This window comes from Pacificispira sp. HM-600 (assembly GCF_977993705.1).
In genome coordinates this window covers 124297-147877 of sequence record NZ_OZ388079.1, presented here as the reverse complement: position 1 = coordinate 147877, position 23581 = coordinate 124297, and the positions used below count along the sequence as shown (strand labels likewise).

General features: G+C 67.4%; 20 protein-coding genes. 3 read left to right on the top strand and 17 right to left on the bottom strand.

Features of this window, described 5'->3' with window-relative positions; translation table 11 throughout:
• Positions 1 to 92: 92 nt before the first annotated feature.
• The 14 genes from ACXZ1E_RS00680 to ACXZ1E_RS00615 all read right to left on the bottom strand — a co-directional run bounded on the left by ACXZ1E_RS00680 (position 93) and on the right by ACXZ1E_RS00615 (position 15984).
• Entirely contained in the window at positions 93 to 3029 is a 2937-nt protein-coding gene (locus ACXZ1E_RS00680) for a DEAD/DEAH box helicase (RefSeq protein WP_458041572.1), read from the bottom strand.
• Positions 3030 to 3149: 120 nt separating this feature from the next.
• Entirely contained in the window at positions 3150 to 3560 is a 411-nt protein-coding gene (gene nusB / locus ACXZ1E_RS00675; protein WP_458041571.1) for a transcription antitermination factor NusB, read from the bottom strand.
• A gap of 4 nt (positions 3561 to 3564) precedes the next feature.
• Positions 3565 to 4125, bottom strand: coding sequence for an elongation factor P (gene efp, locus ACXZ1E_RS00670; protein WP_458041570.1), 561 nt, complete (start codon positions 4123 to 4125; stop codon positions 3565 to 3567).
• 114 nt (positions 4126 to 4239) lie between these two features.
• Positions 4240 to 4698, bottom strand: a complete 459-nt coding sequence (gene aroQ / locus ACXZ1E_RS00665; RefSeq protein WP_458041569.1) for a type II 3-dehydroquinate dehydratase — start codon at positions 4696 to 4698, stop codon at positions 4240 to 4242.
• An 87-nt stretch (positions 4699 to 4785) separates the two neighbouring features.
• Positions 4786 to 5871, bottom strand: a complete 1086-nt coding sequence (aroB, locus tag ACXZ1E_RS00660) for a 3-dehydroquinate synthase (protein WP_458041568.1) — start codon at positions 5869 to 5871, stop codon at positions 4786 to 4788.
• Positions 5868 to 6386, bottom strand: a complete 519-nt coding sequence (locus ACXZ1E_RS00655; RefSeq protein ID WP_458041567.1) for a shikimate kinase — start codon at positions 6384 to 6386, stop codon at positions 5868 to 5870. Before ACXZ1E_RS00655 ends, aroB begins: the two co-directional genes overlap by 4 nt.
• The gene (aroC, locus tag ACXZ1E_RS00650) at positions 6370 to 7599 is read right to left on the bottom strand and encodes a chorismate synthase (RefSeq protein ID WP_458041566.1); all 1230 of its coding nucleotides are present in this window, start codon (positions 7597 to 7599) and stop codon (positions 6370 to 6372) included. Before aroC ends, ACXZ1E_RS00655 begins: the two co-directional genes overlap by 17 nt.
• Positions 7600 to 7603: 4 nt before the next feature.
• Positions 7604 to 8452 carry a shikimate dehydrogenase family protein gene (locus ACXZ1E_RS00645; protein WP_458041565.1) on the bottom strand — a complete coding sequence of 283 codons (849 nt, stop codon included), beginning with the start codon at positions 8450 to 8452 and terminating at the stop codon, positions 7604 to 7606.
• A gap of 1 nt (position 8453) precedes the next feature.
• Entirely contained in the window at positions 8454 to 10094 is a 1641-nt protein-coding gene (gene mltG / locus ACXZ1E_RS00640) for an endolytic transglycosylase MltG (RefSeq protein ID WP_458041564.1), read from the bottom strand.
• 3 nt (positions 10095 to 10097) lie between these two features.
• Positions 10098 to 10565 (bottom strand): Holliday junction resolvase RuvX, encoded by a 468-nt coding sequence (gene ruvX, locus ACXZ1E_RS00635; protein ID WP_458041563.1) that lies wholly within the window; start codon positions 10563 to 10565, stop codon positions 10098 to 10100.
• Positions 10562 to 13228 carry an alanine--tRNA ligase gene (gene alaS / locus ACXZ1E_RS00630; protein ID WP_458041562.1) on the bottom strand — a complete coding sequence of 889 codons (2667 nt, stop codon included), beginning with the start codon at positions 13226 to 13228 and terminating at the stop codon, positions 10562 to 10564. Before alaS ends, ruvX begins: the two co-directional genes overlap by 4 nt.
• Positions 13229 to 13303: 75 nt before the next feature.
• Positions 13304 to 13633 carry an ATPase gene (locus ACXZ1E_RS00625; protein WP_458041561.1) on the bottom strand — a complete coding sequence of 110 codons (330 nt, stop codon included), beginning with the start codon at positions 13631 to 13633 and terminating at the stop codon, positions 13304 to 13306.
• Positions 13634 to 13805: 172 nt separating this feature from the next.
• Positions 13806 to 14435: a 30S ribosomal protein S4 gene (rpsD, locus tag ACXZ1E_RS00620; RefSeq protein ID WP_036296063.1), complete on the bottom strand. Its 630-nt coding sequence runs from the start codon at positions 14433 to 14435 to the stop codon at positions 13806 to 13808.
• Between the two features lie 169 nt (positions 14436 to 14604).
• Positions 14605 to 15984, bottom strand: a complete 1380-nt coding sequence (locus ACXZ1E_RS00615; protein WP_458041560.1) for a replication-associated recombination protein A — start codon at positions 15982 to 15984, stop codon at positions 14605 to 14607.
• A gap of 239 nt (positions 15985 to 16223) precedes the next feature.
• Here ACXZ1E_RS00615 and ACXZ1E_RS00610 point away from each other — a divergent pair, with 239 nt between their 5' ends.
• The 3 genes from ACXZ1E_RS00610 (at position 16224) to ACXZ1E_RS00600 (ending at position 18525) form a co-directional block, all read left to right on the top strand.
• Entirely contained in the window at positions 16224 to 16502 is a 279-nt protein-coding gene (locus tag ACXZ1E_RS00610) for a dioxygenase (protein ID WP_458041559.1), read from the top strand.
• A gap of 61 nt (positions 16503 to 16563) precedes the next feature.
• Positions 16564 to 17832, top strand: coding sequence for a DUF349 domain-containing protein (locus ACXZ1E_RS00605; RefSeq protein ID WP_458041558.1), 1269 nt, complete (start codon positions 16564 to 16566; stop codon positions 17830 to 17832).
• Positions 17833 to 17916: 84 nt separating this feature from the next.
• Positions 17917 to 18525: a type IV toxin-antitoxin system AbiEi family antitoxin gene (locus tag ACXZ1E_RS00600; protein ID WP_458041557.1), complete on the top strand. Its 609-nt coding sequence runs from the start codon at positions 17917 to 17919 to the stop codon at positions 18523 to 18525.
• Here ACXZ1E_RS00600 and ACXZ1E_RS00595 read toward each other — a convergent pair.
• The 3 genes from ACXZ1E_RS00595 to secD all read right to left on the bottom strand — a co-directional run bounded on the left by ACXZ1E_RS00595 (position 18512) and on the right by secD (position 23578).
• The gene (locus tag ACXZ1E_RS00595) at positions 18512 to 20767 is read right to left on the bottom strand and encodes a RelA/SpoT family protein (RefSeq protein WP_458041556.1); all 2256 of its coding nucleotides are present in this window, start codon (positions 20765 to 20767) and stop codon (positions 18512 to 18514) included. The two genes, ACXZ1E_RS00600 and ACXZ1E_RS00595, sit on opposite strands and share 14 nt — an antisense overlap.
• A gap of 103 nt (positions 20768 to 20870) precedes the next feature.
• A complete protein-coding gene (gene secF, locus ACXZ1E_RS00590; protein ID WP_458041555.1) occupies positions 20871 to 21860 on the bottom strand; it encodes a protein translocase subunit SecF in 990 nt (329 codons plus the stop codon).
• Entirely contained in the window at positions 21860 to 23578 is a 1719-nt protein-coding gene (gene secD, locus ACXZ1E_RS00585) for a protein translocase subunit SecD (RefSeq protein WP_458041554.1), read from the bottom strand. Before secD ends, secF begins: the two co-directional genes overlap by 1 nt.
• Positions 23579 to 23581 lie beyond the last annotated feature (3 nt).

The window sequence follows — 23581 nt, the reverse complement described above, 5'->3', positions numbered from 1 at the left end:
CTCTCCAACAGCCCTCGAGTCTACGCGCGGGCTCCTATGACCCGGGTGAACAGCGCCGTGAGAAACGAGGGCCGTGAGAAAGAACGGCCCGCTCACCCGTCCAGAAGCGAGCGGATGTCGTCTGCCGTGAGGTCCTGCGCGAACAGAGCGTCGTCGTCGACAACCGCCTCGAAGAGGCGAGCCTTGCGTCTTTGCAGAGCGAGCACCTTCTCCTCGATGGAGTCCGCCGCGATCAGCCGGTAGACGATCACGTGCCGATCCTGGCCGATCCGATGGACACGATCCACCGCCTGCGCTTCGGCCGCCGGATTCCACCACGGGTCGAGGACGAACACGTAATCCGCCTCCGTGAGGGTGAGCCCGAAGCCCCCGGCCTTCAGGCTGATGAGGAACGCGGGAGCATCGCCCTTCCGGAAGCCGTCGACCACCTCGCTGCGGTTGCGTGTCGATCCATCCAGATAGGCGTGGGCGATTCCGGCCGCGTCCAGGCGCTCCGCCGCGAGTCGCAGGAACGAGGTGAACTGGCTGAAAACGAGCGCCCGGTGGCCTTCCGCGGCGACCTCGACGAGGCGATCGAGAAGCGCATCCAGCTTGCTCGCCGGGATGTGCGCGTTCTGCGGGCTGATGAGCGCGGGTGACAGGCTGAGCATCCGCAACAGTGTGAGAGAGCGGAACACGATGAATCGGTTCCGGTCCAGATCCTGCAGGAGCCCCATGACCTTCTGCCGTTCCCGCTGCAGGGTGAGGTCGTAGAGCTCGCGATGCTCAGGGTCGAGCGCGACGCGTAGCTCGAGTTCCTGCTTCTCGGGCAGTTCGGGTGCGACGAGCGCTTTGGTGCGACGGAGGAGCAGTGGACGGATGCGGCGACGCAGCCGCGCGAGACGCGCCGCGCGAAACGGGCCACCTTCGGCGTTCTCCGGCACCTTGCCCTGCTCGATGGGCTTCACATACGTCTCGCTGAACCGCGGAGCCGACGGGAACAGGCCCGGTGCCGTCAGCGAAAGCAGAGACCAGAGGTCGGTCAGGCCGTTCTCGAGCGGCGTTCCCGTCGCCGCGAAGACCGCATCCGATCGCAACGCTCCCACCGCTCGGTGAAGTTGTGTGCGCGGGTTCTTCACGAACTGCGCCTCGTCGAGGATGACGACCGACCAGTCGACACGCTCGAACTCTTCGCGGTCCAGCCGGACGAGCGCGTACGAGGTCACGACGATATCGGCATCCGTCGTCGCCTCGTCGAGTGACGAACCGCGCTTGGTGCTGGTTTCCTCGATCAACCGCACCCGCAGGCCGGGGGTGAACCGCGCCGCCTCGGCCGACCATGCCCCGACCACCGACGTGGGTGCCACGACCAGAAGCGGTCGCCTCTCGCCCTGCTCGCGGACGTGGGCGGCCAAGGCTAAGAGCTGCACGGTCTTGCCGAGTCCCATGTCGTCGCCGAGGATCCCGCCGAGGCGATTGCGCCAGAGGAACGCCAGCCACTCGAATCCGGCCTGCTGGTACGACCGCAGCGTCGCCTCGAGTCCGATCGGTGGCGGCGTGTGCGGCACGGTTTCGGTTCCGCGCAGCCCCGCGGCGAGTTCTCGCCACGCGGTGGCCGGTTCGGACTGATCAGCGAGGTCTTCGAACTCGCTCCACAGGTCGGTCTGGTGCCGGTTGATGCGGGGCGCGGTCTCCCACTCCGCCAACTCTCCTGCTTCGTCGATCAGATCGCGCAGGCGCTGAAGCGCGGGATGCGCGAGCGAGAAGTACGCCCCGTCCGAGAGGAGCATCTTCTTGCGACCTCGCGCGAGAGCGCGAAACAGGGGACCGAACGGCACCGCGCGACCGTCGATCGAGACGAGCACACCGAGCTCGAACCAGTCGGGATCATCGGTCTCGAGTGTGCTCACGCTGATCGCCGGCTCGCCGGTCAGCTCGGTGTAGACACGCCGGGGAGCATTGCCCTCCACCCGAACCCGCGCGAGAGCGCCCCAACCGGGCAGGATGCGCGTGGCGAAATCGGCAGCATCCGTGTCGCTCAGTCGCCCCGTGGGTGCAAACGGCGCATCGGATGTCTCTTGCCACACGGCCTCGAGGCCCGTGCCGATCTCGGCTTCCGCCGCCGGGTCCCGATCGGGGTGCGCTCCCGACTCGTAGGGCAGTCGGGTGAGGCCCGGATAGGACCATTCGACGCGGTACTCCACATCGTCGTCGCCGAAGGTCGCCGTGACGACCGCCGTCGGCTGCGGCGGAGCGGGAAGTGTGATGCCTCGCGCAGCGGTGACGCGAGCGCGGCGCACGAGCCGGGGTAGGCCGTCGGCGAGAAACTCCTCGCGTTCTTCCGCGGGAATCAGAAGCCCGTCGTCGTGCGCGAGGAGGGAGCGGACGGCGCCGGGAAGCTTGCAGGGAGCGAGCACGATCGGAAGGGGGTCGCGGTCAAGCGTGGCGACATAGACCCCGATGTGACCGATGGGCCGGATGACCGCGTCGACGATCGGCACACCGTCGACCGCGACGTGCGCCCGCAGACGAAGCGCCTCACCGGCATCCGTCACGTCGATCGCGGCGGTCGCCTCGTAGGCCAACACGACGTTCTGCTGCTCGCTCGTCGCGATGAGTGGGATCCCGGCGGCGCGCGCCGACCGCAGGTGCGGCCACAGCAGGCTGGATTCGACCGCGTCGAGGTTCAGCCACTCCCCCGGGTCGGCGAAGGGTCCTACGGTTCGCACACCCAGCAGCAGAGTCGTGAGGTCGGAAAACCATCGGGCGTGGGCGGGGTCGAAGCCGAAACCGGGCCGTCGCACCGAGTCCCACGAGACTTGACCCTTGATCCACGCGCCGGTGCTCTCGCTCCGCATGAGGGGGCGGACGCCGAGCGTCAGATCGTCGCGACGCCCCATGAGTGCCCGCGGATGAACCGTCTCAATTCGGCGCGGAGCCCAGTCATCCGGTCGGTACGGCGTGCGCTGGCGCAACTCGACGCCCAACGCGAGGGGAATGCCCGCCTCCCCGTCCGCCGTCTCGATGAGACTGCGCCACGAGGAATCCACGTGTCCATCCTCGCAGCCGTCTGCCACACACGTTTCGTCTCGCTTCGCTCGCTCAACGAGCGAGAGGTGCCCCGGTCATTGAGCGAGGCCCGCAGGGCCGAGACGAAATGACGTATCGCGTCAGGCGGAGCGGGAGACGCGAGCGAGCACACCGTGCACGAACGAGCCGGAGTCGTCGGTCGAGAACTCCTTCGCCAGCTCCACGGCTTCGTCGATCACGACGGCGGTAGGCACCTCGTCGTTGTGCAGCAACTCCCACACGCCCATGCGCAAGAGGGCCCGGTCGACCGCGGGCATCCGATCGATCTTCCAGTCCTTGCTGTGCGTCGCGATCAGCTCGTCGATCTCTTCGTGGTGATCGATCACACCGTCGACGATCTCGCGCGCATAGAGCCAGGATGCCTCGCGGGCCGGCTCGCTCGCGGCGCGCTGGGCTTCGGCCGCCAGAATCACACCGGGTTCATCGCCACGCACATCCGCCTGAAACAGGATGTCGAGGGCGCGCTTGCGCGCCTTACTCCGAGCACTCACCCGGTCAGCTCACGCGGCCGAGGTAGTCACCCGTGCGGGTGTCGACCTTGACCTTGGTGCCCTGCTCGAGGAACAGGGGCACCTGGATCTCGTAGCCGGTCTCGACCGTGGCGGACTTGGTGCCGGCCGACGAGCGATCGCCCTGCAGGCCGGGCTCGGTGTACGTGATCTCGAGGATGACGGATGCGGGCAGCTCGACGTAAAGCGGGTTGCCGTTGTTGAGCGCGATCTGCACCTGCTGGTTCTCGAGCAGGAAGTTCTTCGCGTCGCCGACCGTTGCGGCCGCGACCGTGAGCTGGTCGTAGTCGGCCGTGTCCATGAAGACGAAGTTGTCGCCGTCGTTGTACAGGTACGTGAAGTCGCGGCGATCGACGTTCTCGATCTCGATCTTCGCGCCCGCGTTGTACGTGCGGTCGACGGTCTTGCCCGAGACGACGTTCTTCAGCTTGGTGCGGACGAATGCGCCGCCCTTGCCCGGCTTGACGTGCTGGAACTCGATGACGTTCCACAGCTGTCCGTCGATGCTGAGGACGACGCCGTTCTTGATGTCTGCGGTGGATGCCATGTTCGAAGAATTCCGTTCGTGTGTGGGGCGCGGCTCGTGCTCGCGAAGCGAAGAATGAGCGGTCGCTCTGCCTATCGAAGCGAGCCGACGTTCGATTCTACGGGATGAGGGCGCTCAGCCGTCCGCCGCGCCCGTGATCACGGGGATCAGCAGGCGCACGGCCTTCGCGTATCCTTCAACGCCCTCACCGATCACGTGAACCACGGCGACGTCGCGGACGTACGAGTGGTGGCGGAACTCCTCACGCTCGTACACGTTCGAGACGTGCACCTCGGCGACGGGCAGCGAAACACCGGAGAGCGCGTCCCGCAGCACCACCGACGTGTGTGTGAGCCCACCGGGGTTGATCACGATGCCGGCGCAGTCTGCGCGCGCCGCATGAATCGCGTCGATCAAAACGCCCTCGTGGTTGCTCTGGACGGCGCGGACTTCGAGACCGTGCGCCGCGGCGGCGTCGGACGTGATGCGCTCGACATCGGCGAGCGTCGAGCTGCCGTAGATCTCCGGCTCTCGCGTGCCGAGCAGGTTCAGGTTCGGTCCGTTGACGAGCAGGATGCGGCGGGGCACGGTCATGCTCACCAAACTAGCGGGCTGGTCGCTTCGACAGGCTCAGTGACCGACGGGTGGCTCAGCGACCAACCGGTGCGCACAGCGACCGGGTCAGGATCCCGCGACCTCTTGATACGCGGCGAACAGGAGCGAGTCATCCGGCGCCTGCAGCACCGTGGGACGTGCGATGTCGTCCAACACGATGAATCGCAACAGGCCGCCGCGGGTCTTCTTGTCGCGCTGCATCGATGCGAGCAGCGTGGGCCATGCGCCGGCGCGGTAGGTGGTGGGAAGCCCGAGGAGTTCCAGGATGTCGCGATGACGCGCGGCCGCCGCATCCGGCAGTCGCCCCGCGAGGCGTGACAGTTCGGCGGCGAACACCATGCCAACGGAGATCGCCGCTCCGTGGCGCCAGCGATAGCGCTCGGCGTGCTCGATCGCGTGGCCCAGGGTGTGCCCGTAGTTCAGGACCTCACGCAGCCCCGACTCGTGAAAGTCCTCGCTCACGACGCGGGCCTTCATCCCGATCGCGAGTTCGACGCATTCACGGAAGACGAGGCTCGTGACATCCGTTGCCGCGGCGGGGTCCGCCTCGATCGCGTCGAGGATCTGCGGGTGCGAGATGAAACCGGCCTTGACGACCTCGGCGAATCCGGCGACGGCCTCATTCTTCGGCAGCGACTCGAGCAGGTCCAGGTCGCAGATCACGGCTCTCGGCGCCCAGAAAGCCCCGACGAGGTTCTTGCCCTCGGCCGTGTTGATCCCGGTCTTGCCGCCGACGGCCGCGTCGACCATCCCCAGCACGGTGGTCGGCACCTGCACCAGGTCGACGCCGCGCAACCAGGTGGCCGCGACGAAGCCCGCCAGGTCGGTGACGGCTCCGCCGCCGAAGCCGACGACCGCATCGGTGCGGGTGAAGTCGGCCTGGCCCATGATCTGCCAGCAGAACGCGGCGACCTCGATTCGCTTACCCTGCTCGGCGTCCGGAATCTCCGCCAGCAGTACCTCGCGCGCGCCCTCGTCCATCAGCCGCTCACGCATCTCGGCCGCGCGTGCGCCCAGCGTCGGCGGGTGCACGACCAGCACTTTGCGCACGGTCGGGGCAAGCGCGGCGCCGACGCGATCCAGGATGCCTCGACCCACCGTGATGTCATAGCCGGGCTCACCCGTGACGGTGATGGTGGTGACGTCGTTCATTCGTCTGCTTTCAGCCAGTCCAGAACGGCCGTCGCGACATTCGCGATCGGACCGCAGGATGTATCGAAGGTCACGTCCGCGACCTCCTCGTAGAGTGATCGCCGCTCGGCGAAAATGCGCTCCCAGGCGCCCACGGGGTCGTCGCCCGCCACCAAGGGCCGGTTGGCGTCACGGATGCGCGAGGCCACCGTTCCGGGTGAGACCGTCAGGTAGATCACGCGGTGTGTTGCGAGGGCAGACCGCGTGGTCGGGTCCAAGACCGCTCCCCCGCCGAGCGAGACGACGCCGCCGGTGGCCAGCGCATCCGCGACGGCCATGCGCTCGAGTTCACGGAAGTGCGCCTCACCGTGTTCGGCGAAGATGTCCGGGATCGGACCGTGGTCGACCACGATCACGCGGTCGGTGTCGACGAGCGGAAGCTGCAGCGCGCGGGCGACCCGGCGACCGATGCTCGTCTTGCCCGCACCCATCGGGCCGATGAAGACGATGGCCCCGGAGTCAGCCGAAGAGTTCATGCTCGACGAGGGCCGCCTCGGACGCGGGCGTCGTGCGCAGCGTCTCGGGGATAGCAGCGAGATAGCTGTCGAGGTTGCGGCGCGTCTCGCCGACACTATCGCCGCCGAACTTCTCGAGTGCGGCGTCGGCAAGCACGATGGCGACCATCGCCTCTGCCACCACCCCTGCAGCAGGGACGGCACAGACGTCCGAACGCTGGTGGTGAGCGGAAGCCGTGTCGCCCGTCGCGACGTCGACGGTGCGAAGCGCGTGGGGCACGGTCGCGATGGGCTTCATGCCGGCGCTGACGCGCAGCACGGTGCCGGTCGACATGCCGCCCTCGGTTCCGCCCGCCCGATCGGTCGAGCGCGAGATGCCGTCGGTTGTGGCGAACAACTCGTCGTGGGCGGCCGAGCCTCGGCGCGTCGTGGTGAGGAAGCCGTCGCCGACCTCGACTCCCTTGATCGCCTGGATGCTCATGAGCGCCTGGGCGAGCTTGCCATCGAGGCGTCGATCCCAGTGCACGTGCGACCCGAGTCCCGGCGGCAGACCGTAGGCGAGCACCTCGACGATCCCGCCCAGCGTGTCGCCGTCCTTACGCGCCGCGTCCACCTCGGCGACCATGCGCGTCGAGGTCTCGGCGTCGAAGCAACGCAGGTCGTCGGCGTCCAGCGCGTCGACGTCGTCCGGCGTCGGCAGCGCGGCACCGTCCGGAACATGCACGGTACCGATCGAGAGGGTGTGGCTGACCAGACGGATGCCGAGCTCGGCCAGGAATGCGCGCGCGACCGCGCCGAGGGCGACGCGGGCTGCCGTCTCACGGGCACTTGCGCGCTCGAGGATCGGACGTGCCTCGTCGAAGTCGTACTTCTGCATGCCGACGAGATCGGCGTGGCCCGGTCGCGGACGCGTGAGGGCCGCGCTTCGTCCACGAGACTTCTCGGTCAGTTCGACCGGTTCGGCGCTCATGACCTCGACCCACTTGGGCCACTCGGTGTTGCCGACGCGTAGCGCGATCGGGCTGCCCAGGCTCAGTCCGTGTCGCACACCGGCCGAGATCGTGAGCTCGTCCTGCTCGAACTTCATGCGCGAGCCACGGCCGTAGCCGAGCTTGCGGCGTTGCAGGTCGGCCTGGATCGCGTCCGACGAGATGGGCACGCCGGAGGGCAGACCCTCCATGATGGCGATCAGTTCGGGGCCGTGCGATTCGCCGGCGGTGAGGACGCGGAGCATCCTCCTAGTCTCCCATGAGCGCGGAGCGCATCGCGGCGAACACCGCGTGCTCGTCCGGCAGCGGGGCCTCGACATCGCCCGAGACGAAGAAACGCACCTGCAAAAGCGCCTGGTGCAGCAACATGGGAAGCCCCGACATCACGCGAGCCCCGCCCGTCGACCACGCGTCGGCCAGAGCCGATGGCCAGGGGCTGTAGGCGACATCGAGCAGTGAGCCACCCGCATCCGCCACCGACGCGACGAGTTCGGGAGCGAGCACCGTGCCCCCGGGCAGTGTGCTGATGGTGACGTCGGCGGTGTCCGGCGGGGTCGTCCCGAGCGGGTACGGATGCACGTCAACACCGATGCGATACCCGAGGCTGACGAGCGGCGCGATCGAGACGAGCCTGCGGGCGCAGACATCCACACGTCGCGTGCCGAGCTCGCCGAGCGCGACGATCGCGGAGGATGCGGTGGCCCCGGCGCCGATCAGGCGTGCGACATCCGGCGCCGAAACGCCGAGCTCACGTAAAGCACCCACCAGCCCCCCGACGTCCGTGTTGACGCCGTGTGGTCCGGCATCGGGGCTCAGCCGCAGAGTGTTGACGGCACCGGTGAGTTCGGCGCGACGGTCGCGACGGGCCGCGGCCGCGAAGGCTCGCTCTTTGAGGGGCATCGTCAGCGACAGGCCCCGCCACTCCGGCCCGAGGTCCGCCAGGGCGTCGTCGAGCCCCTCCGCGTCGACCTCGCGTCGGGTATAGCTCCAGGGCAGACCCAGCACGGCGTATGCGGCGGTGTGCAACTCGGGCGAGAGGCTGTGCGCGACGGGGCTGCCCCACACGGCGAGAGCCGCGGGTCCCGAGACATCCGTCACATCAACAACCCGAGTCGGGATTATCGGCACACCAGTTCTGCCACTGCGAAACGGCTCTCTGGTGCTCCGCATAGGTGTCGGTGAAGACGGTCTCACCGGTCTCGAGATTGACCGTCACGAAATAGAGCCATGTGCCCTCGGCCGGACGCATCGCCGCGTCGATCGCGACATCCCCCGGATTGGCGATCGGACCGATCGGCAGGCCAGGCACCTTGTAGGTATTCCAGGGGTTGTCGTCCTCCAGGGCCTCGGCCGACGAGCTGACCGTGCCGTCGCGCATTTCGCCGTAGCCGTACTGAGCCGTCGAGTCCATCTGGAGGTAGCCGTTGGTCTCTTGGTTCTCGGGCTGCATGCGGTTGACGATCACGCGCGACACCTTGTAGAAGTCATCGCTCTCCCGCGCCTCGCGCTGGATGATCGACGCGATCGTGAGGATCCTTTCGCGGTCATCGACGGGCACGCCGGCCGCGTCGAGCGACGTCACCGTGCGGTCGACCATCGTCTGGATCACCTGAGCCGCCGTCACACCCGGATCGAACTCGTACAGAGCGGGGAACAGCCAGCCCTCGAGGCTCGACGCCGAGACGCCGTATGCGGCAGGGTCGGCGACCGCGGCCTGGAAGTCTTCGATCGGCAGCCCGATACCCTCGGCGAGCCGCGGCAATGTCTGTTCCACGGTCAATCCCTCGCGCAGGAGGGCCGAGTTCTCGAGCTTGTTCTCGGGGTTCTCCAGCGCCGCGAGCGCCGCTGCAGACGTCATCTTCTGTTGCAGCTGATAGACGCCCGGATAAAAGACGGGCACGGCATCGAGTTCGAGCAACCACGAGTAAAACGCGCCGGGGGTTTTCGTCACGCCGGCGTTGAAGAGGCTCTGCGAGATCGTCTGTCCCCCGTCGCCCGAGGCGATCGTGACAAGGGCCTCGCCCTCCGCGATGCCGTCTTCGTAGTCGCGCGGCTCTTCCCAGCCCATGAGGGCGCGGATGGGCCCCTCGTAGTTGCTCCACGCCCACGCGACCCCGAGACCGATGCCCCCGAACAACAGGACGACGACACCGAGCGCGATCCACCCGCCGATGCGGCGGTTGCGACGCTTTTCCTTCTTGGACGGGACGATACGTTTCTCCTCGGCGAACAGTTCGTCGAGCGTCGGGGTCGACGTCGCGCGGCCCTCGGGCGAGACATCCTCGAGCGTGGGCGTCGCAGAACGACGCAGTTGCGGCTGCGACCCCGACACGGCGCCCGTGGCGACTCGGCCCGGCATACCTTCCGCCGAGCTCGGGGCACGGGGGGTTGCACGTGGTTCGGGCGCGGGCTCGGCCGGAGTGGAGGCCGTCGCCGATGTGGACGGCGCAGGTTCTGGCGCCGGAACATCCGCTTCCCGACTGGCAGAAGACGCGATCGTGGGGCTCTCACCCGTTGCGCGCTGGCGCAACTCACGGCGCGAAAGCGGAATCTGACGCGCCGCGGCGTCCTCGGCTGAGGACGCCGGCAAGGGCGGCTGAGCGGCGGACGGGGCTACGTCTTCGGATGCCGGGATGGGCGGCTCGTCGACCGCGCGCCTACGCGGATCGGGCAGGCGCCCGAACAGGTCGGCGAGCCGGTCATCGCCGGAATTCTCGTCGGGACGCTTGTCGTCGGACATCAACTACTCCTCGGGCAGGACGGGTTGGCCGGCCGGAAGCCCCGTCCGCTTCTCGACATCGAGAGCTTGCTGCAGGAGCACGACCGCGGCGACCTGGTCCACAATGCTACGGGAACCCCGCTGGGAGCGGCCGGAACGTCGCAGAGCATCGTTCGCTGTCACAGTCGTCAGCCGTTCGTCGAGCATCCGAACGGGCAGAGCGGATGCTTCGGCCACAGCCCCGGCGAACGAGCGAGCATCCGCGGTCGACGCCGTCTCGCGGCCCGCGAGGCTGATCGGCAGCCCCACCACGATCTCGACCGCGTCGAGCTCTCGGGCAATCTCGATCACCCGGGCGATCGGGTCGCCGCTCGCGCGCGGAATCGTCTCGACCGGAGTCGCGAGCAGACCGTCGCGATCGCAACGTGCAACACCGACACGAGCCATGCCGACATCGATGCCGAGTCGCACGCCCGGTCGGAAGCCGCTCACGCGGTGAGTGCCTCGAGAGCGGAGCGGACCGCGGCAAGACCCGCCGGAATGGCCGAGGGGTCCGTGCCGCCGCCCTGGGCGACATCGTCTCGTCCACCGCCGCCCCCGCCGAGAGCGGCCGCGGCACCCTTCGCCAGCGCGCCCGCCTTGGCTCCCGCGGTTCGTGCGGCTTCGTTCGTGGCGACGATCACGACGGCACGACCGTCGACACTGCCGCCGAGCGCGACAACCGCGGGCTCCGTGCCCAGGCGATCACGCACGGCCGTCACCAGTTGACGCAGGTCATCCTGTGACGCGACGGCGCCGACGGACTCAGCCACCAGAGCCGTACCCGAGACCGCCGAAGCTGTCTGCGCGAGAGCCGGAACGCGATCCCGGAGGGCGCGGGTCTCGAAAGCCGCGACCTTCTTCTCGGCCGCTTTCAGGCTTGCGGTCAGCTCGGCGATGCGGGCGGGCAACTGGTCGCGCGGGGTCTTGAGTGTCGAGGTCAGCTGCGAGACGATCGCGCGCTCGGCCGCGAGTTCACGGAAGGCGTCGAGGCCGACGAGGGCCTCCACGCGACGATTGGATGCTCCGACCGACTGTTCGCCGACGAGGTTGATGAGCCCGATCTGTGCGCTCGTGGTCACGTGAGTGCCACCACACAGCTCGCGGGACCAGGGCCCCCCGATGTCGACCATGCGCACGACGTCGCCGTACTTCTCGCCGAAGAGCGCCTGAGCTCCAGCCGCCTTGGCCTCGTCGAGCGACAGCACGCGGGTTGTCACCTCGAGGTTGTCGCGCACCGCATTGTTGGCGATCTCTTCGATCTCGGACTTGGTCGCATCCGAGAGCGACTGCCCCCACGCGAAGTCGAAGCGGAGGTATCCGGCGCGGTTGAGTGATCCGGTCTGCGTCGCCGACGAGCCGAGGGTGTCGCGCAGGGCCGCGTGGATCAGGTGCGTCGCGGAGTGCGCCTGCTGCGCCGCGCGCCGGTTGAGGGCGTCCACGACGGTCGTCGCGGGCTGGCCGACGCCGACCTCGCCCGTCGTCACCTCGACCGTGTGGCTGATGAGACCGGGCACGGGGCGTTGCACGTCGAGAACCTCGAGCTCGTATCCGGGGCCGACGATCACGCCCTTGTCGGCGACTTGTCCACCCGACTCGGCGTAGAGAGCGGTCTCGGCGAGGAAGATCTCCGCGATCTGGCCCGCGCTGGCGCGATCGGCGGGCATACCGTCGACCAGCAGCCCGAGCACGCGAGACTCCGTCTCGAGATCCGTGTAGCCCGTGAACGCGGTCTCTCCGAGCGCGCGCATCTCGCGATAGATGCTGGTGTCGGCGAGCTGACGCTTGCGCGACTTCGCGTCTGCCTTGGCACGGGTGCGCTGCTCGAGCATGAGCGTGTCGAAGGCTTCGCGATCGACCGACAGACCCGCTTCCTGGGCGATCTCGAGAGTGAGGTCGATCGGGAAGCCGTAGGTGTCGTGCAGCAGGAAAGCCTGGGATCCGGAGATCGTCGTGCCCCCGGCATCCTTCATCTGAACGACCGAGTCGTCGAGCAGACTCGATCCGGCCGCCAGGGTCCGCAAGAACGTCGCCTCTTCGGCGAGGGCGTACTGCTCGATCCGCGGGTAGTCGGTCGCGACGATCGGGTACGACTCCTTCATGGCGTCGCGAGAAGCGGCGAACAGCTCCCCGAAGGTCGGGCCGTCCACCCCGAGCAGCCGCATGGAACGGATCGCGCGACGCATGAGACGGCGGAGGATGTACCCGCGGCCCTCGTTCGAGGGTGTGACGCCGTCCGAGAGCAGCATGAGCGATGAGCGGACGTGATCGGCCACGACACGGAAGCGGATGTCGTCCTGATGATCCGCCCCGTAGGTGCGGCCCGAGAGCGCGACGGCCCGGTCGAGGACGGGACGCACCTGGTCCGTCTCGTACATGTTGTCGACACCCTGCTTGATGAACGCGACGCGCTCGAGGCCCATGCCGGTGTCGATGTTCTTGTTCGGCAGTTCGCCGACGATGTCGAAGACGTACTTCGACTGCACGTTGGTGATCTCGTACTGCATGAACACGAGGTTCCAGATCTCGACGTAGCGGTCGTCGTCCGTGGCCGGCCCGCCGTCGATCCCGTAGGCGGGACCGCGGTCGAAGAAGATCTCGGAACACGGACCGGCGGGGCCCGGCAGACCCGTCGACCAGTAGTTGGTGTCCTTACCGAGACGCTGGATGCGCTCCTCCGGCAGGTCGGTCAGCGAGCGCCAGAGGTCGTGGGCCTCGTCGTCTTCTTCGTAGACCGTGACCCACAGGTCCTTCGGGTCAAAGCCCAGGCCACCATCCGCGTCGGGGGTCGTGAGAAGCTCCCAGGCGAAGCGGATGGCGCCTTCCTTGAAGTAGTCGCCGAACGACCAGTTGCCGAGCATCTGGAAAAAGGTGCCGTGCCGCGGAGTGTGCCCGACCTCTTCGATATCGAGCGTGCGGATGCACTTCTGTACGTCCGCGGCGCGCTTGTACGGCGCCGGGACGTCACCGCTCAGGTACGGGATGAACGGCACCATGCCCGCGACAGTGAACAACAGGGCCGGGTCATCGGTGACGAGCGAGGCGCTCGGGACGATCACGTGACCGTTCTTCTCGAAATAGTCGAGGTAACGCTGAGCGATCTCGGCGGTCTTCATGAGCGGGATTCCTCGCAGGGGTCAGCGCGTGAGTAACCGGCCGCCCGGCGAGGGCGGCCGCACAACGGGATGGGATCAGTCCTTGGCCGACTCGGCGGCGTCGGTCACGGCGTCGGAGACGGTCTCGGCAGCATCCGAAACGGCGTCCGACGCGGCGGCCTTCGCGGAAGACGCAGCGTCCGAGGCGGAGGAGGCGACATTGGATGCGACATCCTGCGCCCCGCTGACGAACTCGTCCAGCTTCGCCTCTTGACCCCGGTACGCCTCGCCGATGCGTTCCGTGAACTCGCCGATGCGAGCGTCGACCTCGGCGAGGAGCTCGTGGCCGGTCGGATTCTTGTTGATCACGTGCGCGGCGGCGAAACCGCCGACGATACCGATCAGGAACCAGAGCAGGCTCTTCATGTCACCACTTCCTCGCACTCGTGAGCCGCACGCGCAGCATCCGTCCATCGTAGTGGTCGACGACGAAGGGCGCCCGGATCCTTGCGGATCGGACGCCCTTCGATGGATCGCACTGCTTAGCGCGCCGCGTAACCGTGCCTTCTGCCGCCTACGGCGGTGTACTACGCGGTGCTTAGCGCGCCGCGTAGTACTCGACCACGAGCTGAACCTCGCACGTGACGGGCACCTCGGCCCGCTTCGGGCGCCGAACCAGGCGGGCCTGGAGGGTCGACAGGTCGACCTCGAGGTAACCGGGAACCGGGGGCAGAACGTCGGCGTGACCACCGGCGGCGGCGACCTGGAACGGCTCGGTGCCCTCGCTCTTGGGCTTGACGTGGATCATCTGACCCGGCTTCACGCGGAAGGACGGGCGGTCGACGAGCTGGCCGTCGACGAGGATGTGACGGTGCACGACGAGCTGACGGGCTTGCGCCGTGGTGCGGGCGAAGCCCGAACGCACGACGAGCGCGTCGAGACGCTGCTCGAGCAGCTCGACCAGGTTCTCACCGGTCAGGCCGGACTGGCGGCGCGCCTCGTTGAACGTGTTGCGCATCTGCGCCTCGCGGATGCCGTACTGGGCGCGAAGACGCTGCTTCTCGCGAAGGCGAACGGCGTAGTCGCTGTCCTGCTTGCGCTTGGAGCGGCCGTGCTCGCCCGGTGCGTAGGGGCGCTTCTCGAGGAACTTGGCGGCCTTCGGGGTGAGGGCGATGCCGAGCGCGCGCGAGAGACGGGTTTTGCTGCGGGTCCGTGACTTAGTGGACACGTTTACCTTTCGAGACGTACGAACGTGGAGTACCTCGGCTCGCGCGCAGCGGACCGAGGGAAGTGAAGAGGGGTGTGCCAGGGGCGTCCGGCTACAGGACGACACCCGTCGTTTCTTCTCGCGCAGCCGCACGCTCGACAGAAACTAGGCCAGGGAAGATCCTAGCACGTCAGTCTTCTGACCCCAGGATGCGGCGGATCTTGTCGAGGCGCGTCCGGATGTCGCGTTCCGCACCCCGCGGCGTCGGCTCGTAGTAGCGGACCCCGCGCAGGGGGTCGGGCAGGTACTGCTGCCGGGCCACGCCCACCTCGGTGTCGTGCGGATAGATGTATCCCTTGCCGTGACCGAGCCTTTTCGCCCCCGCGTAGTGCGCGTCGCGCAGGTGCAGAGGCACGGGGCCGGCACGTCCGCCGCGAACATCGGCGATGGCCTTGTCGATCGCCACGTAGGCAGCGTTGGACTTCGCCGCGGTGGCGAGATACGCGGTCGCCTCGGCGAGCGGGATGCGCCCCTCGGGCATCCCGATGAACTGCACCGCGTCCGCCGCCGCCACCGCCATCGGCAGCGCCTGGGGGTCGGCGAGACCGATATCCTCCGCGGCGGAGATGATCAGGCGGCGCGCGATGAACCGCGGGTCCTCCCCCGCTTCGATCATCCGAGCGAGGTAGTGCAGCGACGCATCCACATCCGACCCGCGGATCGATTTGATGAAGGCGCTGATCACGTCATAGTGCTCGTCGCCCTGGCGGTCGTAGCGCAGCAGGGCACGGTCGACGGCCTGTGCCACGACATCGTCCGTTATGACGGGAAGTTCGTCGTCTTCTTCGTTCTCCCCATCGACATCGAGCTCGTCGTCCGCCCGCACTTCGCGGGCCGCGCCGACCATCGACGCCGCGGCCTCGAGCGCGGTCAGTGCACGTCGCGCATCGCCGGACGACAACCTGATCAGCGCGGCACGGGCAGATGAGTCGATCGTCACGCCACCGGCCAAGCCCCGAGCATCTGTCACGGCACGATCCAGGAGCTGGCCGAGCTCTTCGTCCGACAGCGGGCGAAGAGTGAGCAGAAGCGACCGAGAGAGCAGGGGCGACACGACCGAGAACGACGGGTTCTCCGTGGTCGCGGCGATCAGGACGACCCAGCCGTTCTCGACGCCGGGCAACAGCGCATCTTGCTGCGCCTTGGTGAAGCGGTGGATCTCATCCAGGAACAGGATGGTCGAGGCTCCGTACAGATCGCGCTGCGTGAGCGCCTCTTGCATGACCTCGCGGACATCCTTCACACCGGCCGTCACGGCCGACAGCTCAACGAAGCGACGACCCGACGAACGAGCGATCGCCTGCGCGAGCGTCGTCTTGCCGGTGCCCGGCGGGCCCCACAGGATCACCGAGACGGCACCGGTCGACGCCCGATTCGGGTCGGCCAGGGCGACGAGAGGCGAACCCGGCCGCAGCAGGTGCTCCTGACCCGCGATCTCGTCGAGGGATGACGGACGCATGCGGACGGCCAGGGGTGTCGACCCCTGGAACAACGCCTGCGTACCCGTCACCGTCCCAGGCTAGTCGGGGCCGCCTACACACCGGCTCACTCGTCATCCCCCACGACAATCGGCCCATCGCCGGGCGCCAGCACCGGTGCGCGCAATCTCATCCTCGAACGGTCGCGACTCGCCGTTGGGTCGCGCGACATGCGGCGAGTCGCGACCGTTCGCGGGGGTTCCGGGCGCGGGTTTGGTCCGGCTCGGGGCGGCTGCGTAGAGTTCAGGCGATCGATCTCAGGAGCAGACGAATGGCAAAGCCCGACAAAGACCGCGCCGAGCGCGAGCGAGCACGCGTGTATCAGGCACGCCTGCAGCTGCGCGAGTCACAGTTGCGACGCCGGCGGCGCGACACGATCGTGGCTTCGGTGGTCGGCGGCATCGTCATCCTCTCCGCCATCGGCGGTCAGTTCGCCTACTACGGTGCGGGTCCCGGCGCCCCGGTCCCCGCGGTCTCGCCCTCCCCGTCGTCGTCGCCATTACCGAGCATCTCGTCTGATCCGGTACCTGGGCCAACCACGACCCCCTGAGCCTCACGGAGCGTCGTACTAGGCTGGGGGAGTTTCCGCCCCCCACAGCAAGAGGTGCACCGTGTCCCCCGAGCCTGCTTCCGCCCCTGACCTGGCGTGGGGCCGCGTCGACGACGACGGCACCGTCTCCGTCCGCGAGGTCTCCGCCGTAGACGGCACCGACACCTGGCGCGTCGTCGGTCAGTACCCCGATGGAACCCCCGACGAGGCGCTCGCCTACTTCGCGCGCAAATTCAGCGACCTGGCCGACAAGGTCCGCCTGCTCGAGCAGCGCCAGCGTGGCGGCGGAGCGTCGGCATCCGATCTGACCACCGCCGCCAAGCACCTGCGCGCCGAGATCGACGGCGCTTCGGCGGTCGGCAATCTCGCGAATCTCATGGGTCGCGTCGAGGCGATCCTCGAGACGCTGAGCGCCGCCACCGCTACCGAAGCCGCCGCCGCGAAGGAGGCGGTCAACGCCGCCGTCGTCGAGCGCACCGAGCTGGTCGTGAAGGCCGAGGCCCTTGCCGCGCGCGATCCCGAATCCGTGCAGTGGAAGCAGGCGACGCAGGAGCTGAACGACCTCTTCGAGGCCTGGCAGGCGCACCAGCAGAACGGGCCGCGACTGCCCAAGCGCGAATCGCAGGAGCTGTGGAAGCGATTCCGCGACGCCCGCGGCACGGTCGAGAAGCACCGGCGGGAGTTCTTCGCGGAGCTGGACGAGACCCACAAGGGCGCTCGCGATCGCAAAGCGCGCCTGGTCGAGCGCGCCGAGGCCCTTCTCCCCCAGGGTGAGGACGGCATTCCGCGGTACCGCGCTCTGCTGGATGAGTGGAAGGCCGCCGGCCGTGCCGGCAAGAAGGTCGATGACTCCCTCTGGGCGAAGTTCAAGGCCGCGGGTGACGCGCTGTACGCCACGCGCGCCGAAAAAGAGGCCGAAGAGATCGCCGAGTCGGAGCCCAAGATCGAGGCCAAACAGGCGCTCCTCGTCGAGGCAGCCGCGGTCGCCGATGAGCGCAACCTGACGGCGGCCCGATCGCTGCTCGCGTCGATTCAGAGGCGCTGGGACGAGATCGGACGCGTATCGCCGCGTGAGCGCGACCGTTCTCTGGACGATGCGATGCGCAAGATCGAGCAAGCGCTCAAGGCGCGCGAAGAGGTCGATTGGAAGCGCAATAACCCCGAGACGAAGGCCCGTGCCGGCGACATGGCACGTCAGCTCGCCGACGCGATCGACAAGCTCGAGGCCGACCTCGCGGCCGCGACAGCGAAGGGCGATGCCTCGGCCGTGAAGCGAATCACCGCCGACCTCGACACGCGCCGCGCATGGCTCAAGGTCGTCGACGGGTAGAACCGGGTAGAACTCGGTAGAGCTTGTCCACAGATGTGCCCGCGTCACGCGTGAGCACTCGGGGCGTGCGATTCAATCGATCGCATGCCCTGGCCACTGATCTACCTTCCCGGTGAGCGGCTTTCGGTAGCCGAGCTCTCGGCAGCACGCCTTGACGGGGACGTCGTCGAGATCGGCGAGGGGTACATGCCCGCGGACGCTGTCGAAAGCACCGCGACCCGAGCGGCATCGCTCCGATCGATTTGCGGAACCCGCCTCGTGGTCGGTTCGTGGAGTGCCGCGTGGATATACGGCGCGCTGCATGAACCACCATCGCGGCACAGCGTCATGCGAGGCTCTGCGCATCGGGTCGGAAATCTCATCGACCGCCGCGCGATCTTTCACGACATCGGCATCGACGATCAGGACGTGTCGGATGTCGGGGGTGTGCTCGTCACGTCACCGCTGCGTACGCTGATCGACGTCGCCCGACGCATCCGCGATCCCGAAAATCGCGAGCGGGCTAACTCCGTCGTCGGCGCAATGATCGGCGCGGGGCTGGTCGATCCCCGGGAAGCCATCTCGCGAATCGACTCCGCAACGCGGCTTCCAGGTTCCCACGCCGCCCGACGCGAGCTCGAACGTCACCTCGATAAGGCGCTCGATGGGCCGCTCGATCCGGAGGCAACCCGGCTCGTCGTCAGCCTGTCGTGACGCGGTACACGTCGTAGACGGCGTCGATCCGGCGCACGGCGTTCAGCACACGGTCGAGATGCACGATGTCGCCCATCTCGAAAACGAACTTGCTGAGCGCGAGTCGCTCGTGCGTGGTCGCGACCGTCGCCGACAGGATGTTGACATGGTGCTCGGTCAGCACGCGCGTCACATCTGAGAGCAGGCCCGAGCGATCCAGCGCCTCGACCTGGATCTGCACCAGGAAGATGCCCTTGGTCGTCGGCGCCCATGAGACCTCGATCATGCGGTCGGGATCCGCGGTCAACGCGTCGACGTTGGGGCAGTCGGTGCGGTGCACCGAGACCCCGCTGCCCCGTGTGACGAAGCCGATGATGTCGTCCCCGGGCACCGGCGTGCAGCACTTGGCCAGTTTGACGAGGATGTCGGCAGCACCGCGCACGAGCACGCCCGTGTCGTTTGACCGCGGCGTGCGAGGCCGACCGAGGTGCGGCAGTTCGACGGGACCGGTCGAGGTGTCTTCCTCGGTCGCGACGAGGGCCGTGACCTTCTCGATAACGGACTGCGTCGAGACGTGCCCCTCGCCGACCGCCGCATACAGCGCCGAGACATCCTCATAACGCAGCTGGTGCGCGACTTCGCCGAACGAGCCCTGGTTCATCAGGCGCTGGAGGGGCAGGTTCTGTCGTCGCATCGCGCGTGCGATGGCTTCCTTGCCCTGCTCGACCGCTTCTTCGCGGCGCTCCTTCGTGAACCATCCACGGATCTTGTTGCGGGCGCGGGTGCTCTTGACGAAGCTCAGCCAGTCCTGGCTGGGCCCGGCATCGGGGTTCTTCGAGGTGAAGACCTCGACGACATCGCCGGACGACAGGGAAGAATCGAGGGGCACGAGGCGCCCGTTCACCTTGGCACCCATGGTGCGGTGACCGACCTCGGTGTGCACGGCGTAGGCGAAGTCGACCGGGGTCGCTTCGGCCGGCAGCCCGATGACGCGCCCCTTCGGCGTGAAGACGTAGACCTCTTTTGCGCCGATCTCGTAGCGCAGCGAGTCGAGGAACTCGCCCGGATCGGCGGTCTCGGCCTGCCAGTCCGAGATGTGCGCCAGCCACGCCATATCGGCGTCCTGGGCCTTCGGGTCGGGCTTACCGCCGTTGACCCGCTCCTTGTACTTCCAGTGCGCCGCAACACCGTATTCGGCCTGCTGGTGCATCTCGTTCGTGCGGATCTGGATCTCGACCGTGCGCCCACCTGGACCGATCACGGTCGTGTGGAGCGACTGGTACAGATTGAATTTCGGGGTCGCGATGTAATCCTTGAACCGCCCCGGGATAGGCGTCCAACGGGCGTGGATGGCACCGAGCACGGCGTAGCAATCCCGCACCGTCGAGACGAGGACGCGGATGCCGATCAGGTCGTAGATGTCGTCGAACTCGCGTCCACGCACGACCATCTTCTGGTAGACCGAATAGAGCTGCTTGGGACGTCCCGCGACACGTCCGCGGATCCGCAGTTCTCGCAGGTCTTCCTCGACCGAGCCGATGACGTTGTCGACGTATTCTTCGCGCTGCGGTGTGCGCTGTTTGACGAGGCTCTCGATCTCGGCGTAGAGCTTCGGATGAAGCACCGCGAACGACAGGTCCTCGAGCTCGGCCTTGATCGCCTGGATACCGAGGCGATTCGCGAGAGGGGCGTAGATCTCGAGGGTCTCGGTGGCCTTCTTCTGCGCCTTCGCGGGCGGCACGAAACCCCAGGTGCGCGCATTGTGGAGACGGTCGGCGAGCTTGATGACGAGCACCCGGATGTCCTTGGACATCGCGACGATCATCTTGCGGACGGTCTCGGCCTGAGCCGCGTCGCCGTACTTGACCTTGTCGAGTTTCGTGACTCCGTCGACGAGCATCGAGACCTCGTCACCGAAGTCGGCCGAGAGCTGATCGAGGCTGTACGCGGTGTCTTCGACGGTGTCGTGCAGGAGTGCGGCCGCGATCGCCTTCGGCCCGAGACCGAGCTCGGCGAGGATCTGCGAAACCGCGACGGGATGCGTGATGTAGGGCTCGCCGCTCTGGCGTAGCTGACCCTGATGCGCGCGCTCGGCAACGACGTAGGCGCGCTCGATCAGGGCGAAGTCACCCTTGGGGTGATTGGCGCGCACGGTGCGAATGAGGTGCTCGACCCCGCCGCGCCGCGTCGAACGCGAGAAGATGCGGGGAACCAGCCGGCGAAGGCTCGAAGCTTGGGGTGCCGGGGGCAGCGTTTCGGTCATGCTGCGCCCTTCCCCGCCTCGATAACGCGGTGTGGCACCACCCCGCCGGATCGGACCATCCTACGCCCGCCCGCGGGACTGACCGGCGGCACGCACGTTCCGCTCAGCTGTCCACCGCGGCGAGATCTCGGGCTGCGCGGACGCGGTCGTCGCGCTCACGCAACTGCGGCTCCCCCTCGCGGAACAGTGAGTACAAAGGTGCGGCGACGAACAGCGTCGAGTAGGCCGCGACGATGATGCCGACCGTGATCGCAAGCGAGATGTCACTCAGCGTGTCGGCGCCGAGCCACAGAGCACCGATGAAGAGGATCGCCGCGACGGGCAGTACCGCGACGACGGAGGTGTTGATCGAGCGCACGAGCGTCTGGTTGACGGCCAGGTTGACGGACTCGCCGAAGGTACGGCCGGTGGTGAGTCCGTCCTCGGTCGTGTTCTCTCGAATCTTGTCGAAGACAACCGTCGTGTCATAGAGCGAATAGCCCAGAATCGTGAGGAATCCGATCACCGCGGCGGGAGAAATCTCGAATCCCGCGAAAGCGTAGACACCGACCGTGATCACGAGCACGTCGACCAGACCGAGAATCGCTGCCGCCGACATTTTCCACGTTCGGAAGTAGATCGCGAGGATCAGGAAGGTCAGTGCGAGGAAGATCGCCAATCCCCAGAGTGACTGTCGCGTGACATCCTGGCCCCAGGTCGGGCCGATGAACGAGGTCGTGACCTCTTCGGCCGGCACCTCGTAGGCCGTCGCGAGGGCGGCGCTGACAGCGAGCGTGTCGTCCGCGCTCATCTGGTCGGTCTGGACCCGGATGGCGGTGCCACCGATCGTCGTGACCTTGGTGGTCGCGTCCGGCACGACCGTGCGCACGGCATCGGTCGCGACGAGCTGGTCTGGCTGCTCGAGCCCCGAAACGGTGAACTGCGACCCACCGGTGAACTCGATGGAGAACTGCGGCGGCTTGGCCAGCAGACCCACCGCGGAACCGATGATCAGCACGATGGCGACGATGAACCACAGCCGACGCCGCGGGACGAAAGGTACGGACAGCTTGCCCGTGTAGAGGTCGTTGCCGAATTGGCTCATGGAGCGCATCAGTCGTTTCCTCCGGGGTTCTTCGGTGCGGGTTTCGTCGAGCTGGCGATCTCTGCCTGCTTGCGTTCCGCGATCGTCTGGCGGCGCTCCGCCTCACCGCGCGACCGAGCGAGCCGTTTCGCCTTGGTGCCCTCGATTGCGACGGGTGCCCGGAATTCTGAGCGGCTGTGGTAAACCGCCCCGAGCGCCGTCGGATCGAGGCCGGAAAGCGGATGTCCCTGGCCGAAGAACCGCGTCCGGGCGAGCAGCTGCATGACCGGGTGCGTGAAGATCACGAAGATCAGGATGTCGATCAACGTCGTGAGCCCGAGCGTGAAAGCAAAACCCTTCACCGTGGCATCCGCCAGGATGTAGAGCACGACGGCGGCCAGGATGTTGACCGATTTGGAGATGTAGATCGTGCGCTTGGCTCGCGCCCAACCGTCCTCGACGGCTCCGGTGATGCTCTTGCCGTCGCGCAACTCGTCGCGTATTCGCTCGAAGTACACGATGAACGAGTCCGCCGTGAATCCGATGGTCACGATCAATCCCGCGACACCGGCGAGCGAGAGGCGGAAGCCCATGCGCCACGACAGGATGCAGAGCATCACGTAGGTCAGCACGCCCATCACGATGAGCGAGGCGATGATGACGAAGCCGAGTGCTCGATACGAGATCAGGGAGTACAGGGCGACGAGTGCGAGGCCGATGAGACCCGCGATCAGACCGATCTGGAGTTGCTGCGAACCCAGGGTCGCCGAGATCGTGTCGGAGCTCACGACCGTGAAGCTCAGCGGCAGAGCACCGTACTTCAACTGATCAGCGAGAGCCTTCGAGCTCTCCTGGTTGAAGTTTCCGCTGATGCTCGGCCGACCGTCGAGAATCAGACCTTCCATCGACGGGGCCGAAATGACGTTGCCGTCGAGCACGAAGGCGAACTGGTTCAACGGTGGGGTGGCACCCAAGAGTCGCTGACTGACCTCACCGAAGACCGTTGTGCCCTCGGCATCGAGAGTGAGCTGCACCGTCCACTGGTTGCTGGTCGTGTCGAGCCCGAAGGTGGCATCATCGATCGCCGTGCCGTCGATCTCGACAGGGCCGAGGATGTACTTGACGCTGCCGTCCGTCTCGCACGTGATGAGCGGCTGGTCGGCCGGGGCGTTCGCCGGGTCGTTGTCTTCGTTGGCGCAGTCGTAGGCCAGGAACTCAGCTTGCAAGGCCTCTGTGACCCACGCAGGGTCGCTCGCGTTCGACGGCTCGGTGGACGGGGTGGACGGCAGCGCCGGATCCGGAGTCGGATACGGCGTGGCCTCGCCGTCTTCGCCGACGAACTCGGTGGCCGGGCTGCCCGTGAAGATCACCGGACGCAACTGAAGCTGAGCGCTCGCCTGGATCCGCTCGCGCGTCTCTTCGTCCGCGTTGCCCGGAATCTGCACGACGATGTTGCGGCCACCCTCGGTCGCCACATCCGCCTCACCGACACCAGAGGCATCCACGCGCTGGCGCATGATCGTGACAGCCTGCTCGAGCTGCTCCGTGGTCGGCGCCGCGCCGTCCTCGGTCTGCGCCGCCAAGATGATCTGGGTACCGCCTTGCAGGTCCAGCGCAAGCTCGGGCGCCCATGTGCTCTGTTGGAACACGTACACGCCGAGCGCGTTGATGCCGAAGAGGATACCGATGATCGCCAGCAGGCCGATCAGTGCCCGCCAGGCATGGCGGACAGGTGAAGAAGTCGCCACCAG